This is a genomic window from Cellulophaga sp. 3_MG-2023 (assembly GCF_030546975.1).
Classification (GTDB): domain Bacteria; phylum Bacteroidota; class Bacteroidia; order Flavobacteriales; family Flavobacteriaceae; genus Cellulophaga.
The window spans coordinates 187,329-202,442 of sequence record NZ_JAUOPS010000002.1 but is presented as its reverse complement, the minus strand read 5'-3'; the positions used below and the strand labels follow the sequence as shown (position 1 = coordinate 202,442).

Genomic DNA, 15,114 nt, shown 5'->3' with positions numbered 1-15,114 from the left:
GAAAATTTTAGAAGGGCTGTATTACTTTATGCTTTTTACTTTTTCTGCTCCTTCAATAACTTTTTGTTTTAACCCTTCTTTATAAAAAATTATTTTATCCAATACACATTTGTCAGATGACCCAATAATTTGTGCTGCTAAAATACCAGCGTTTTTTGCGCCATTTAGAGCAACAGTTGCAACAGGTACGCCACCAGGCATTTGTAATATTGATAAAACAGAATCCCAACCATCTATAGAGTTGCTACTTTTTACGGGAACACCAATTACTGGTAGTGGAGACATAGATGCAACCATACCAGGTAGGTGTGCTGCGCCACCTGCACCTGCAATAATAACACTATAACCGTTTGTATGTGCGTTTTTACTAAAGTCGAATAATTTTTCTGGTGTACGGTGTGCAGAAACAATATCTACATCTACCTCAATATCAAAACCTTTTAAAATATCTATTGCGTCTTGCATTACAGGAAGGTCACTTGTGCTTCCCATTACTACGGCTACTTTGCTCATAATTTATTCGCTTATTACTTTAATTGTATTTTTTACTTGTTCGGCTATCTTACGAGCCTTATCTACATCTTTATTTACAATAGTTACGTGCCCCATTTTACGAAAAGGTCTTGTTTCCTTTTTACCGTAAATATGCGGAGTAACACCTTCTAGCTTTAAAATATCTTCCATATTTTTATAAACTACATTACCCGTATAGCCTTCTGCGCCAACAAGATTTACCATAATACCAGCAACTTTACTTTTTGTATTACCTAATGGCAAGCCCAGTATAGCACGTATATGTTGCTCAAACTGGTTAGTGTAGCTAGCTTCTATACTATAATGCCCGCTGTTGTGTGGTCTAGGAGCAACTTCGTTCACTAATATTTCATCTTCATTAGTTTGGAACATTTCTACAGCTAACAAACCAACGTGTTTAATTTTATCTGCTACTTGTAAAGCTACTTCTTGTGCTTTTTGGGCAACAGCGTCTGGTATTCTAGCCGGACAAATAACATATTCTACTTGGTTGGCTTCTGGGTGAAACTCCATTTCCACAACAGGGTATGTTTTTACTTCGCCTTTACTATTGCGAGCAACAATTACTGCAAGTTCATTTTTAAAAGGCACCATTTCTTCTGCAATACATTCTACATTTGGTAGATCTTCTAAATCGGTTAATGTACGTACAACTTTTACACCTTGACCATCATAACCAAACTGTGCACATTTCCAAACAAATGGTAAGTTTAATCCGCCATTTTCTACACTGTCTTTAATTTCGCTAGTATAGGCAAATCTGTGAAAATCTGCGGTAGGTATATTATGGTCTACGTAGAATAATTTTTGAGTAGCCTTGTTGTGTATAACACGTAAAGCACTTGTTGGTGGGTATACTTTTTTGCCTTCGTTTTCTAATTTTTCAAGCGCAGATAAATTTACATTTTCTATTTCTATAGTTAGTACATCTACCGTTTTTCCAAAATTGTAAACAGTATCAAAATCTAAAATATCACCTTTAACAAATTCATTACAAGCAATACTAGAGGGTGCATCATCTGTAGCTTCTAAAACTTTAGTAAATATGTCTAATTTACGGGTTTCATAGAGCATCATTTTACCTAATTGGCCACCGCCCAAGATACCAAGTTTAAAGTCAGAAGAAAAAAAGTTCATTTTTGTAATTTTTGCAGTATTGTTAACTTGGTAACAAAAATACACTTAAATCTTAAAACTGCTCTTGTATATCCTAAAAAGAGAAATCAAAATGGTATATTTGCGCTTTTAATAAATGAACATCCAATTGATTAAGCTACACGACAAATATTTTAGACCTTATTTAACCGAGCAACAGATTTTAGCTGCGGTTAAAAATATAGCGGATAAAATTGCCGAAGATTACAAAGATGAGGTTCCGGTTTTTATAGGTGTACTTAATGGTTCCTTTATGTTTGTAGCAGATTTGCTTAAAGCATACGAACACAATTGCGAGGTTTCTTTTGTTAGACTAAGTTCTTACAGTGGGCTGTCTTCTACAGGAATTGTAGAAACACTAATAGATGTATCTGATACTATTGAAGGTAGAAGTGTAATAATATTAGAAGATGTTATAGACACTGGCCGTACTGTTAAAGAGCTGGTGCATATGTTTAGCAATAGTAACGTTAAAGAGTTTAAAATAGCTACTTTATTTTACAAACCATCTGTGTATAGTGGTGAGTATAATATAGATTACGTAGGTATAGAAATTCCAAATAAATTTATTGTAGGTTACGGGTTAGATTATAACGAGCTTGGTAGAAACCTAAAAGAAGTGTATCAACTAAATCAAAATAATATGATAAATCTTGTACTATTCGGGAAACCGGGAGCTGGCAAGGGCACACAGGCAAATTTTTTAAAAGAACAGTACAATTTAAAACATATTTCTACAGGAGATGTGTTTCGTTACAATATAAAAAATGGTACAGAATTAGGTACACTAGCAAAGTCTTTTATAGATAAGGGTGAGTTGGTGCCAGATGAAGTAACAATTAATATGTTAAAGGAAGAAGTAGAGAAGAATCCCGATGCAAGTGGATTTATTTTTGATGGTTTCCCAAGAACAACTGCACAAGCAGAAGCATTAGATAACTTTTTATCTACTAAAGATATGAAGATTGATGCAACTATTGCTTTAGATGCAAATGACGAAGTTTTAATACAACGTTTGTTAGAACGTGGTAAAGTTAGTGGTAGAAGTGATGACCAAGACGAAAGTAAAATTCGTAATAGGTTTGATGAGTACAACCAAAAAACTGCTCCGTTGCAAGCATACTATGACAAGCAAGGTAAATTCCATACTGTAGATGGTATAGGAGAAATAAAAGATATTACAACAAGGTTAAGTAAAGTAATAGATACTTTATAAAACTACACACTTATTATATTAATTCCATAACCTAAAACAATGACCGAAGGTAATTTTGTAGACTATGTAAAGATGACGGTTTCTTCTGGTAACGGAGGTAAAGGCTCTGTGCACTTGCATAGAGAAAAGTATATTACCAAAGGTGGTCCAGATGGTGGTGATGGTGGCCGTGGTGGTCATATTATTTTGCGTGGTAATAAAAACTTGTGGACTTTATTAAATTATAAGGTACAAAGACACTTTAAAGCCGGACACGGTGAGCACGGTAGTAAAGGCCGTAGTTCTGGTGCAGACGGACAAGATGTATATATGGATGTGCCACTAGGAACAGTTGTTAGGGATACAGAAACTAACGAAATTGTACTAGAGGTTACAGAGCACGGAGAAGAAGTAATACTAGTAAAAGGTGGTTTAGGTGGCCGTGGTAACTGGCATTTTAAAACTAGTACCAACCAAACTCCTAGATATGCACAGCCAGGAATGTCTGGTGAGGAAATGCAAATAACACTAGAGTTAAAAGTATTGGCAGATGTAGGTTTAGTTGGTTTTCCTAATGCAGGTAAATCTACTTTATTGTCTGTGTTAACTTCTGCAAAACCTAAAATTGCAGATTACGAGTTTACTACGCTAAAACCAAACTTAGGAATTGTGCAGTATCGCGATTTTCAGAGTTTTGTAATGGCAGATATACCTGGTATTATAGAAGGTGCAGCAGAAGGTAAAGGCTTAGGGCATTACTTTTTAAGGCATATAGAGCGTAATGCTACTTTATTATTTTTAATACCTGCAGATAGTGATGATATAGGAAAAGAATATAGAATATTACTAGACGAACTTAAAAGGTACAACCCAGAACTTATAGATAAGGAACGTTTTGTTGTAATTTCTAAAAGTGATATGCTAGATGATGAGCTTATTGCAGAAATGAGTGTTGAGTTAGACAGAGACTTAGATGGTGCAACATATATGTTTATTTCTTCTGTAGCACAGCAAGGTTTGCAAGAGTTAAAAGATAAATTATGGCAGCAGCTTAACAATTAATTTGTTTAATTGTAGGGTGTTACCATGTCTTTTTAATAACTTTAAAAGGCTATACCTCTTGTTTAAACCGTATATTAGATAAGTGCAACTAAAATATATACCAATGAAAAGCTACGTATCTCTACTTTTAATTTTATTGTTTGTCTCTTGTAACACTATACGTGTAAATTATGATTACGATAAAGATTTAGACTTTACGGCTTACACTACATATGGTTTTTATATGGATATGAAAACCGGTTTAAACGATTTAGATACCAAACGTTTGCTAAACGCTGTAGAAGATGTTATGCGTACAAAAGGGTTTAAATTAGCAGAAGAACCAGAGATTTATATTAATATTACGGCACAAGTATATAAAGGAACACCAAACAACTCTGTTGGTGTTGGTTTAGGTGGTGGCGGTAATAATATTGGTGGCGGACTGTCTGTTGGTTTGCCAATTGGCGGAGCCCAATTAGATAGAGAAATTACGTTTGACTTTATAGATGTACAAAGAGATGCATTAGTATGGCAAGCAACTAGTGTTAGTGGCTACAAAGAAAACCAAACACCAGAAGCTAAAGAGCTTAAATTGCTGCAAATAGTAGAAAAAGCACTAAGTAAATATCCTCCCAAAGTAAAAAAATAATTAGTTTGTTGCTTGTAATATAGCTAGTTATGTGCTGTGTGTACAGCAATTTCAATTCAATTCTTCAAAATTACCGTTCGCTAATCTTAAATTACCGTTTGTCATAAAACGGATTTTTTTAGGGATAAGCTGCTATACCTTTACATCATAATTAAACAACTAATAACAACCTTAAATTTTTGTATTATGAAAAATAGAATAGCAATCATCAAAAAAGCAGAACAAATTAAAGCCTTATTAATATGTAGCATTATAGCAATAGTGCCAGTATACCACGTAGGCTATAAATTAGGCGGTGCTATTGTACAGTTATTTGTATAATAAACCAAGGTGTTAACCTGTATTGCCGTTTAGGTTTTAAATACTACCGTTCGCCATAAATTACCTAAAAAGACACTTAAACTATTTTATTTTTGAATCATCAATCAAAAACAAATCATCAATCAATCAATCAACAACAGTTCATTAATAAATAGTTCATCAATCAAAATCATCAATCAAAATCATCAAATTTAAAACTAACAGTTATGCAGAAACCAACAACTTTAACCAAAAAAGTAAATGCAATTGCTTATGGTATTTTAATTAGCACTTTTGCTCTTGCACTACTTTTTGGTTTGGGTTACAACTTTGGTAAACTTTTGTATCACTTAGGATTTTAAAAACAAGTAATCAACCATTAACCATCAATCTAAAAAAAAATATTATGATACTACTAGCAGAATTATTGATTGTCGTAATTTTAAACATTATCGCTTAAGCATAATTATAAAAAGCTTTTATTAGCGTATTAATGTATTAGAATAAATTTAATGAAACTTATAAATAACTGGAAATACTGGGTTTTTGCCTTAATAGGATGGTTGGTTTTAATACTATCCACACTAACTTTTGACAAAGTCTCTTACGGATTAGAATATGCAGACCAAAACGAATATTACGGTTACATAGGTTACTTAATAGGAGAAGGTATTGCATGTGGCTTACTAGCATATGCAATGTCTTTTATATTATTATATTATATAGAAAAGCGCATAGCGTTTGGTAATCTTAAAAAACGAAACGTAGTTAGTTTGGTATTGCTTTTTATTGGAGTACAGATAATATATTCTTTAATATTATGGCCAATGTTAGATGTGGTTCAGAGTATTTCTAGTTTTGAATCTGAAAAAAGCTTAACAGACTCTATAAATTGGTTTATGCGTTTAACAAATATACCATTCTTCTCTGCAATGTTTGTGATATGGCTTTTTACAGTTTTAGTTATAAAAGCCTATGACTATAACAAAAACATTACTCTTAAACAGTTTAAGTTAGAGGGGAGTTTAAAGGAGTCTCAGTTAAACTCTTTAAAGGGGCAAATTAATCCTCATTTTATGTTTAATAGCTTAAACAATATTAGAGGCTTAATGTTAGAAGACGTTGGTAAGTCTAGAGAAATGCTTACAAAATTGTCTGAAATGCTCAGGTATTCTTTAATTAAGAACGATGTAAATTCTATTGCTTTGGAAGAAGAGTTAGATATGGTAGAGAATTATATAGCCTTATCTAAAATTCAGTTTGAAGATAGGTTAGAGTTTGTAAAAGAAGTAGACCCTAACTCACTATCTGTTTCTATACCACCAATGATAATACAGTTATTGGTAGAAAATGCAGCAAAACACGGAATTGCAAATCTAATTAAAGGAGGTACAATTACCTTAATTACAAACAGAACAGAAAAATATTTGCATATTATTGTGCGTAATACAGGTAAATTAAAAATAGTAAAAGGCTCTACACAGTTAGGTCTTAAAAATATAAAACAACGACTACGGTTGTTATACGGAAACTTAGCAGAGTTTTCTTTAGAAGAGATAAATGAAGAGGTAGTAGCAAATATTAAAATACCAATGGTATGAGTATGATTAAAGCAGTTATAGTAGAAGACTCTAGGTTAGCCAGAAATGAGCTAAAAGAATTGATAAAAAACCAAGGTGAGATAGAAATTCTTGGTGAAGCAGAAAATGTAGATGAAGGCTACAAGTTAATTAATGAAACACAGCCCGACCTATTATTTTTAGACATTAATATGCCAGAAAAAGATGGTTTTGAACTTTTAGAAATGCTAGATAAAGTACCAATTACGGTATTTACAACAGCTTTTGATGAGTATGCAATTAAATCTTTTGAGTATAATGCATTGGATTATATTTTAAAACCTATTAATGCAAAACGCTTTGGAAAGGCAATAGAAAAAGTAAAGGTCCAGTTAGAAGGTTCTACTGCAGAAAGTAGCGAAGAAAATGTTACTAACGAGACTAAAGAGAAGCTAACAGAAAGTAGTCAGATTTTTATAAAAGATGGCGATAAATGTTGGTTGGTAAAAATAGGAGATATTTCTTTGTTTGAAATTGTAGGTAATTACACGCGCGTATATTTTAAAGGCGAAAAACCAATGTTATATAAGTCTTTAAACCAAGTTGAAGAAAAACTACCAGATCATAACTTTTTTAGAGTAAACAGGCAGCAAATTATAAATGTAAATTATATAGCTAATGTTGTGCCTTGGTTTAATGGTAAGCTTAAATTAACAATGAACTCTGGTGAAGAAGTAGAGGTGTCTAGAAGACAGTCTTACATTTTTAAAGATAAAATGAGTATTTAAAAAAGATACAAAAAAGTAATGACTAAATCGTGGGGTAAAAAACCACTACTTTTTATGCATCTTTCAGGAAATTAGCCATAAAGTAGGCCTGTGTATTTTATGTAGTAATAATTTAAATTTAGTTGTGTTTTCTAAAGTTAATTAAAATATTTGAAATCTTCAATTTAAAACACTAAAAAACAATTAGTTATAGCATTGGGGAAAGTAACTTAGCTATTTTGTCTGTTAATTTAATATACCAAGGTCTGTTAATCCACTTTTCTTTATCTATTTGTTCAGAGTCAATTAAGTCATTATAAAATGCAGTGGTAAGTTCTGTAGCAATTTCTTTATCATAAACAATAGCATTTACTTCAAAATTAAGCTCAAAACTTCTAGTATCCATATTGGCTGTACCAACAATAGCTATTTTTTTATCTGTAACTATAGTTTTTGCATGTACAAATCCTTTTTTATATCTGTATATTTCTACTCCTGCATTTAATATTTCTCTGTAATATGCTCTAGATGCTGCGTTAACTAGTAGTGTGTCTGAGTTGTATGGAACTAGTAGTTTTACTTTTAAACCACTCATAGCAGCAATATTTAAAGCATCTAACATACTTTCACCGGGAATAAAATAAGGTGTAGTAATTAAAATTTCTTCTTCAGCTAAGTAAATTGCCTGTAAAATAGAATATAAAATTGTAGGCGAGTTAGAGTCGGGACCACTAGCAGCAATTTGTACTAACTTAGTATCTGTGTATGTAAAAGAATTAAAAGGCACATACATACCTTTCTCTAAAATTAAATTTTGAGTAGAACAAGAATTCCAGTCAGACAAGAATATATATTGCAAGTAAGTAACCGCAGGCCCTTCAATTTTTAAGTGTGTATCTCTCCAAAAAACACGATCTGTACTATTCTTTTTATTTACATAGTTATCGCTCACATTTATACCGCCAACAAAACCTACTTTGCCATCTATTACAATAATTTTACGGTGGTTACGGTAGTTAAGTCTGTTTGCAAATGCAATTAATTTTATTTTATAAAACGGTACAGCTTCTATACCTGCATCTCTTAACCTGCTGCTTAGTGTTTTTCTTATTTCAGAGCTACCATAATCATCATAAATAAACCTAATTTTTACACCTTCTTTTGCTTTTTTAAGAAGCAATTTTTCTATTGTATTTCCAATTTCATCATCTCTAAAAATGTAGTACTCTATGTGTATATGGTGTTTTGCGGCTTCAATAGCTTTTAAAACTTCCGGAAATTTGTTTTCACCATTTAGTAAAAGCTTTACGGTGTTATTGTTGGTAAGTGGGCTAGTGGTATCTTTTAATAAAAGGTTTACCAATTCTGATCTACTTTTTGCAGACTCATTACCGTTTGCCAATACCTCTTTAGAGTGTGCAATAATTTCCTTTTCTAAAACTTCTTTTTGTCTCACATCCAACAAAGACTTGTTGGCATACATTTTATGCTTTCTGTAATTTATACCAAAAGAAAAATAAATGATAATACCTATAAAAGGCAAAAAACACTGCACTTAATAAATAAGCAAGTGTTTTTGTTGTGCCTCTTGTATCATAAATTATACGTAGACAAGTAAAAATTAATAAGGGTACGTATAGTATTTCTAACAGCAGTATCCAGTTCATAAAAAACAGTTTATCTTGTTAAGATAAGCAATACATTTGTTTAACGTATACTATTTGTTAACAGAAACACGTACACCTTTACTATGGCTACTAAATTCTGGTGCATACATACTTTGTATTGTTGTAATGCCATTGCTAAAATCACCAGCATTATTTACACGTAAATCATACTCAAATACATAAACTCCTTTAGGTAAATAATCAAAAAAGAAATTTGTGCTAGCGTCTTTTGTGCTTTCATAATATCCTAAACCGTCTTGCCATTTGTATCTAGATATTACATTTAAAGGCTCCAATCCAGAGGCTCTCATATCTTTCATATGTACAAATTCCATTGCTCTGTCTGCTCTAAGCTCTATGCGTACTTTTACCAAGTCACCTACCACCAATTTTGTGTTTTTAGTAATTTCAGATATTTGCTCGCCAGTATTTGTATTCTTTTTTAAGAATAATTTTTTAGATAATTTAAGCGGTGTTTCTGCAGATGTAATTTTGTCTAAATCTTCAAAATACTGCCAGTACATAGCGCCCCAAGCAATACCATTACCTTTTTTGGTAATTTGTACATCTGCCATTTTAGGTTCTATTTCTTTACCATTCCAAGCTGTTTTATAATAACCAGTACCAGCTTCAATTTTAACATCTTCTAATTTGTTAGGATCTATTTTTTTGTCACCTACTAAAACATCTACAGCATCTGTAACAGAAAGCCAATCGCTGCCTTGTAGTAGCAATGCATAAACAGCTTCTGTGGTAGCTTTTGTTGTTTTCCATTTGTTAGTTTGCTTGTTTTTAAGTAGCCAAATTTTAAGATTATCTATTGTTTTTGTATCGTTTTCTATTTCTGCAAAAGCTTCAATTAATAATGCCTGAGTTTCAATTGGTGCTTGGTACCAATACCACGAGTTGGTGTTTTCTTTCCAATACATTCCTAATTCATCAGAAGTAATACTATTTTGTTTTAGAGACTTTAAAATCTTTTTAGCAGTAGCATCTTCATCCATTCTAAACAAACTTAAAGCAATTAGCCCCTTATTGTATAAGCTACGTTTGGTCCAGTATTTTTTAGCTTGTCCTCTGTAGTATTCTGTAACTTCTTTTGTTTTTTTAGATGCTTTTACATCTGGATAAAAACTACGCATATATAAATAGTGTAGCTGCATATTGCTTAAATGATCGCTTTTTAAGTTAGAGCTATGTTTTTTCATATGCTCATACTCACTCACAAATTCTTTATCTAAGTAAGCAATTGCTTTATTAATCATTTTATCTACATCTTTATCTGTGTTATTTAATGCTTTTAGGGCATCTAAATGTCCAAAACCAGTAATAATATGCTGTGTAATGTATCTGCTTTCTATACCACCATTAAACCAAGCCCAAGCCCCACTGCTGTTTTGGTTATTAGTTAACCTACGTATAACTGCAGCTTGCTCACTCTTCATTTTATTTAAATTAAAAAGTAAGGCAATGCGTTTTTTCTGTTCCGTCTCAGACTGTGCATCTCTTAGCCAAGGAGTTTCTTGTATTAAAAGCGATTTTAATTCTTGGTTTTTTTCTAAGTTGCTAAGTAACGCATCAGAATTTGCCCATTGTTTAAAAACCTCTTGTATTCTTGGAGTGCTATTAGCTATATGGCTAGCCAATGTATTTGCATAATATCTAGAAAAAAGTTGCTCATTACACTCGTGCGGATACTCCATTAAATACGGTAATGCTTGCACTGCATACCAAGCAGGATTAGATGTTATTTCTAAACTTAATTTATGATTTGTTAATGTTGTAGATGTGTTATTTTTTAATTTATCTAAGTTGAATTTTTTAGTTTGATTGCTTCTTACCCACATTGGTAAAGTTTCTGTTACCAACATTCTATTGGTAAGTACAGGAAGCAAATTTTGCTCACCGTCACTAAAATTGCCTGCCTTAGCAATAACAGTATATTGTACAGCCTGAAGATTTTTTGGAATTTCTAATGTCCAAGAAACCTGTGTATTTCCTTTAGCATCTACAGAGAAGTTATTTTCTTTAGCAGATGTTATTAATTTTGATGTAATATCTTTACCTGTAACAGCATCTTTAAGCTCTAAATTAGCAACACCAGATAAGTTTTTATCTGTAATATTTGCAATTTTACTACTAAAAATAAGCTTATCTCCTTCACGTAAAAAACGAGGAGCATTAGGCATTACCATTAGCTCTTTTTGGCTTACAGTTTGCAATGTAGTAACAGCGCTTTCTAAACTTTTAGTATGTGCCAATAATTGTAATTTCCATTTAGTTAACGCTTCTGGGGTAGTAAAATTAAAAGATACATTACCCTCTTTATCAGTTTGCAATTCTGGAAAAAAGAAAGCTGTTTCCTGTAAGTTTTTTCTAATTTTAACCGCCTCTTTTTCTTTTTTAGGAGGAGCAGGAGCAGTGGTGTCTTTTTTAGATTCCATTGGGCTACTTATAGCATCATCTAAAGCACCAGAATCACTTTCTTCTACAACAACTATTTCTTCAGTATCTTCATCAGCAACCATTTCCATGGCAACAGGTGATGCAGATTTTCTCATTACAGATAAAGACCTACGATTGTAATAAGAGTTACCTATATACAACCCATACCAATTAAAAGCGTCATAATTTTGACCTTGGTATATATACTCATAGAATTCATTATTATAAACTGTAAAAGAATCTTCAGAAAAACTTTTGTAAGCACTACTTCTTATGTTATTAGAGTGGTTTTTATGGTGTATTGGGTAAAAATACCAACTGTGGCTTCTAAATTCATCCAAGGAAGCATCATACATACTTGCTAATATTTCTGCAGTAACTTTATCTCCTTTAGAGCCTTTAATTTTAAATTTCCAAGTTTCATCTGTACCAGGTTGTATTTTATCTCTAAAAGTTACTGTTTCTATTTCTAATGATGTACTTGGGTGTGGAACATTAATATATACTTTATCATTTTTAAAAGAATTGTAAGCCGTAAAAGTGTAGTTAATAGACAAGCCACCTATATCTTCTTTAGTAATTGGTATTTTTATTGTTTTAGAACTGTTACTAAGTGTTATTATTTTTGTTTCAATAGGTTTGTTATTTCTATCTATATACAACGTAACATTTAAAGGTGTTGCTGCAGATAACAGTTTAACTTCTACATTATCTCCAACGCTGTAACTATTTTTGTCGATTTTTATATCAAAAAGTTCGTTGTCTGCTGTAGTTTTATCTGTGTTGCTAAATAAACTTGTTATTGACTTGTCTGTAACAGTTTGTCCAAATTTATCTTTAGCTTCTAGCTCAATAATATATTTGCCAGATTCCCATTTTTTAATAGTAGGTAAATTAATTACAGAAGATTTTTGAGTGTCAAAATTAGTACTCCATAATAGTGGCCCCTTGTCCCAATCTCTTGGTTGCTGCTTTTTGTATATTTCGTTAGGGAAGTTTGTGCTAAACGTAGTTTCATCTATTTTGTAATCTGGAGCAGACCAAGGTCTACTGCGTTTTACATTTTTAGGTGCTTGTAATTTGTATATTTTTAATGACCCTTTTGCGGCAGTAAACTGTCCGTTTAAGTTAGCAGTATTAACATATAATACGCTATCTTTTTTAGTTTTATCTATTTGCGAGCTTACATTTATAGTGGCATTTAAACTATGGTAACCAACTCTAACTATAGTTGTAGTACTTTTTGTTTCTCCATTAATATCTGTAACATCTGCAGTAATTTCATAATTAAAAATAGGAGAGTTATCCTTATTTACACTTTTTTCTGGTATAGCCTTAAAGGTTATTTGGTAGTTTCCATTAGCATCTGTTTTAGTTTCCCCGTGTTTAATTTCTTGTGGTGTGCTATTATAGTAGGGCACTCTCCAATAATACCAGTTAGGATATCTAACCAACCTTTTTATGGTGTAAACAACTTTAGCATCAGTAATTGTGCTACCAGCAAAAGCATTGGCTGTACCGTTTACCGTTACCATATCATTAACCTTGTAGGTCCCTGTAACAGGTTTAAAAGTTGTTGTAAATTTAGGTCGTTTGTATTCTTCTACAGAAAAATAACTGGTATTACTTATTTTGTTGCTACTAGATATTGCTTCTATAGTAAAATTACCTGTTAAGCCGTTACTAGGTAATATAAATTCTCCATTAAAAGAGCCATATTCATTTGTAGTTAACTCTAAAGATTTTACAGCTTGGTAATTCACATCTTTTAGCGTTACAGTAACCTTAATGTTTTCTAATATGTCAGATTTATTATTTTTTTGGTTAATAGCAATACCTTTAAAATAAACAGGTTGCCCTGGTCTGTATATACTACGGTCTGTAAATAAGAAAGCATTATTATAATTTATATTACTATTGCTGTTGGCTTTAGTGTATACATTATAAGTGCCAAATGTAGCGTAATCATCATTACTACTAACCTTTAGTTTTATATTGCGCCACCTTTGGTCTGTTTTGTGAATGGTAACCATACCCAAACTATTGGTTTTAAATTTAGCGTGTTGTACAGGGTCATTATACGTTTTATGATATTCTAACTTAACTGTAGCATTTGCAATAGGCTTACCATTTGCTCTGTTCACTACCTGAAAATAATCTGCTGTATTTGTAGTACTATTTACAACAGCCAAGTCTGTTACTTGTATGGCACTATACCCGTAAGTTTTTGTTAATTTAGTAGGTTCTGCAAGTATAAGTAGTTGTCCTACATTTAATTTTGGTATAATAACTTCAGTAGTATGGTTTTGGTAATCTTTTTCGTTTTTTAATTTAGACTTCCACGTTTTTACACTTTTAAGTTTTTTTATATACTGTAGTTTTTTGTCATCATCATAAATTGTATCTAACGTATGTAATTGCTTGTCTGAAATTGTATAGACTGTAAAATTTAAATCGTTTACATTTTTATACCGAATAAGTACTTTAGACGGCTTGTTCACTTGTATGTAACTTTCTGTGCTTATGTCAAGTCTACTTCTTTTTATAGTTGTAACCAAGTCGTTACACATTTCTGCGGCTCTACTTTTAGGAAATTTAGCAACTACAGCTTCACAAATTTTGATAGCATCATTTTTCTTCCATTGGTTTTTTGGTATTACGCTATTTGGATGGTAACTATCTCCTTTGGTGTTGTAATAGGTAGCAATATTGTAATTGTATAAACCAGAAACAGCATCGTTTTTATAAGTGTTTGCCATTTTTTTTAAGGTTGATATGTAGTGTTTATCTTTTTCTAAAAAAACAGCGTTATTGTAAACAAAATTTAATCGTTCTAAATCTACTTCAACAAAAGCCTTTGGTGAAGCATCGTTTTTATGAAAATCTAATAAGCCTTGATAAACTTTTAAAGCTTTAGACTTTAATGATGTTTTATCGTCTTCGTTAATAGGTAAACTAATAAAATCTGTTCCACTGCATAGCATATTTTGGTCATCAATCTCAAACTGATCTGCAGGTCTAGTTATGCTACTTTCATCTGTTTTATAAAACTCTAATGCAGTATGCGATAAAAGATCAAACAGTGTAGGTCTGTATATTTTAGAATCTTTTCTGTTGTTTAGTAACAAGTCAAATTCAGCTACTTTAATCTTTTGTAATGCGCTGCTATTTTGTAAAGAGGCCTTAAAATTAGTGTCAATTTCATAAAATAAAGTAGTTAAATCCCAAGTTCTAAAATCTATACTATCTACTTTAGTTTCAGTTGTAGTTCTATTGTAAAAACGATATCTGTTTTGCCTAAAATATTGTAAATATAAATTAGCTAAATAACTGTGTAAAACGTTTTTTGTAGGTGTGTCACTATTAGCAATTTCAGATTTAAAATTTGTTATAATAGATAACACAGCATCTTCCTCTAAAGTCATTGCATATTTAGAGATGTACAACAATGCTTTTACATTCTGTGGCGAGTTGCCTTCTTTTTTTGCTTTGGCAGCAATTGTTTGCACTGTTTCTAGGGCAGATTTGGTCATAGAAGACTTCTCGTGCTTTTCTACGGTTTTCCAAAGTGCGTCAAAACTGTTATTTTCTTGTGCCATTGCTATGTTTGCAAATAAAATTAGAACTATAATAGAAGTTAAGTTTTTCATTATCTGTATGTTATCTTGTTAAGATTTGTATATCTAAATCTGCATTAAATGTACTAACAAATTTGAGCTTTATAGTACAACTATGCAATTAAGAATGCGTTAACTTACCTTTTAAGTGAGTAAAGTCATCTAAACAGATCAAAAGTAGT

Annotated in this window: 10 protein-coding genes and 1 pseudogene; 7 read left to right on the top strand and 4 right to left on the bottom strand. The window is 31.8% G+C overall.

Annotated features, from left to right (window positions below):
• Positions 1–21: 21 nt before the first annotated feature.
• A complete protein-coding gene (purE, locus tag Q4487_RS05815; protein ID WP_100896755.1) occupies positions 22–513 on the bottom strand; it encodes a 5-(carboxyamino)imidazole ribonucleotide mutase in 492 nt (163 codons plus the stop codon).
• Between the two features lie 3 nt (positions 514–516).
• Positions 517–1,671 carry a 5-(carboxyamino)imidazole ribonucleotide synthase gene (locus Q4487_RS05810; RefSeq protein ID WP_100896754.1) on the bottom strand — a complete coding sequence of 385 codons (1,155 nt, stop codon included), beginning with the start codon at positions 1,669–1,671 and terminating at the stop codon, positions 517–519.
• Between the two features lie 127 nt (positions 1,672–1,798).
• Between Q4487_RS05810 and Q4487_RS05805 the strand changes: the two genes are divergently transcribed.
• From Q4487_RS05805 to Q4487_RS05775, 7 genes are all read left to right on the top strand, one after another.
• The gene (locus Q4487_RS05805; protein WP_100896753.1) at positions 1,799–2,905 is read left to right on the top strand and encodes an adenylate kinase; all 1,107 of its coding nucleotides are present in this window, start codon (positions 1,799–1,801) and stop codon (positions 2,903–2,905) included.
• 39 nt (positions 2,906–2,944) lie between these two features.
• On the top strand, positions 2,945–3,946 hold the full coding sequence (gene obgE, locus Q4487_RS05800; protein ID WP_303540945.1) for a GTPase ObgE: 1,002 nt from the start codon (positions 2,945–2,947) through the stop codon (positions 3,944–3,946).
• A gap of 103 nt (positions 3,947–4,049) precedes the next feature.
• Positions 4,050–4,577: a DUF4136 domain-containing protein gene (locus tag Q4487_RS05795; RefSeq protein WP_100896751.1), complete on the top strand. Its 528-nt coding sequence runs from the start codon at positions 4,050–4,052 to the stop codon at positions 4,575–4,577.
• A gap of 186 nt (positions 4,578–4,763) precedes the next feature.
• Positions 4,764–4,898: a hypothetical protein gene (locus Q4487_RS05790; RefSeq protein WP_013621682.1), complete on the top strand. Its 135-nt coding sequence runs from the start codon at positions 4,764–4,766 to the stop codon at positions 4,896–4,898.
• 206 nt (positions 4,899–5,104) lie between these two features.
• On the top strand, positions 5,105–5,239 hold the full coding sequence (locus Q4487_RS05785; protein ID WP_286142098.1) for a hypothetical protein: 135 nt from the start codon (positions 5,105–5,107) through the stop codon (positions 5,237–5,239).
• Between the two features lie 150 nt (positions 5,240–5,389).
• Entirely contained in the window at positions 5,390–6,478 is a 1,089-nt protein-coding gene (locus Q4487_RS05780) for a sensor histidine kinase (protein WP_303540950.1), read from the top strand.
• Positions 6,475–7,224 carry a LytTR family DNA-binding domain-containing protein gene (locus tag Q4487_RS05775; protein ID WP_100896749.1) on the top strand — a complete coding sequence of 250 codons (750 nt, stop codon included), beginning with the start codon at positions 6,475–6,477 and terminating at the stop codon, positions 7,222–7,224. The genes Q4487_RS05780 and Q4487_RS05775 overlap by 4 nt, the downstream gene beginning before the upstream one ends.
• Positions 7,225–7,411: 187 nt before the next feature.
• Here Q4487_RS05775 and cls read toward each other — a convergent pair.
• Positions 7,412–8,870: pseudogene (gene cls / locus Q4487_RS05770) on the bottom strand (cardiolipin synthase).
• Between the two features lie 50 nt (positions 8,871–8,920).
• Positions 8,921–14,965 (bottom strand): alpha-2-macroglobulin, encoded by a 6,045-nt coding sequence (locus Q4487_RS05765; protein WP_303540953.1) that lies wholly within the window; start codon positions 14,963–14,965, stop codon positions 8,921–8,923.
• Positions 14,966–15,114 lie beyond the last annotated feature (149 nt).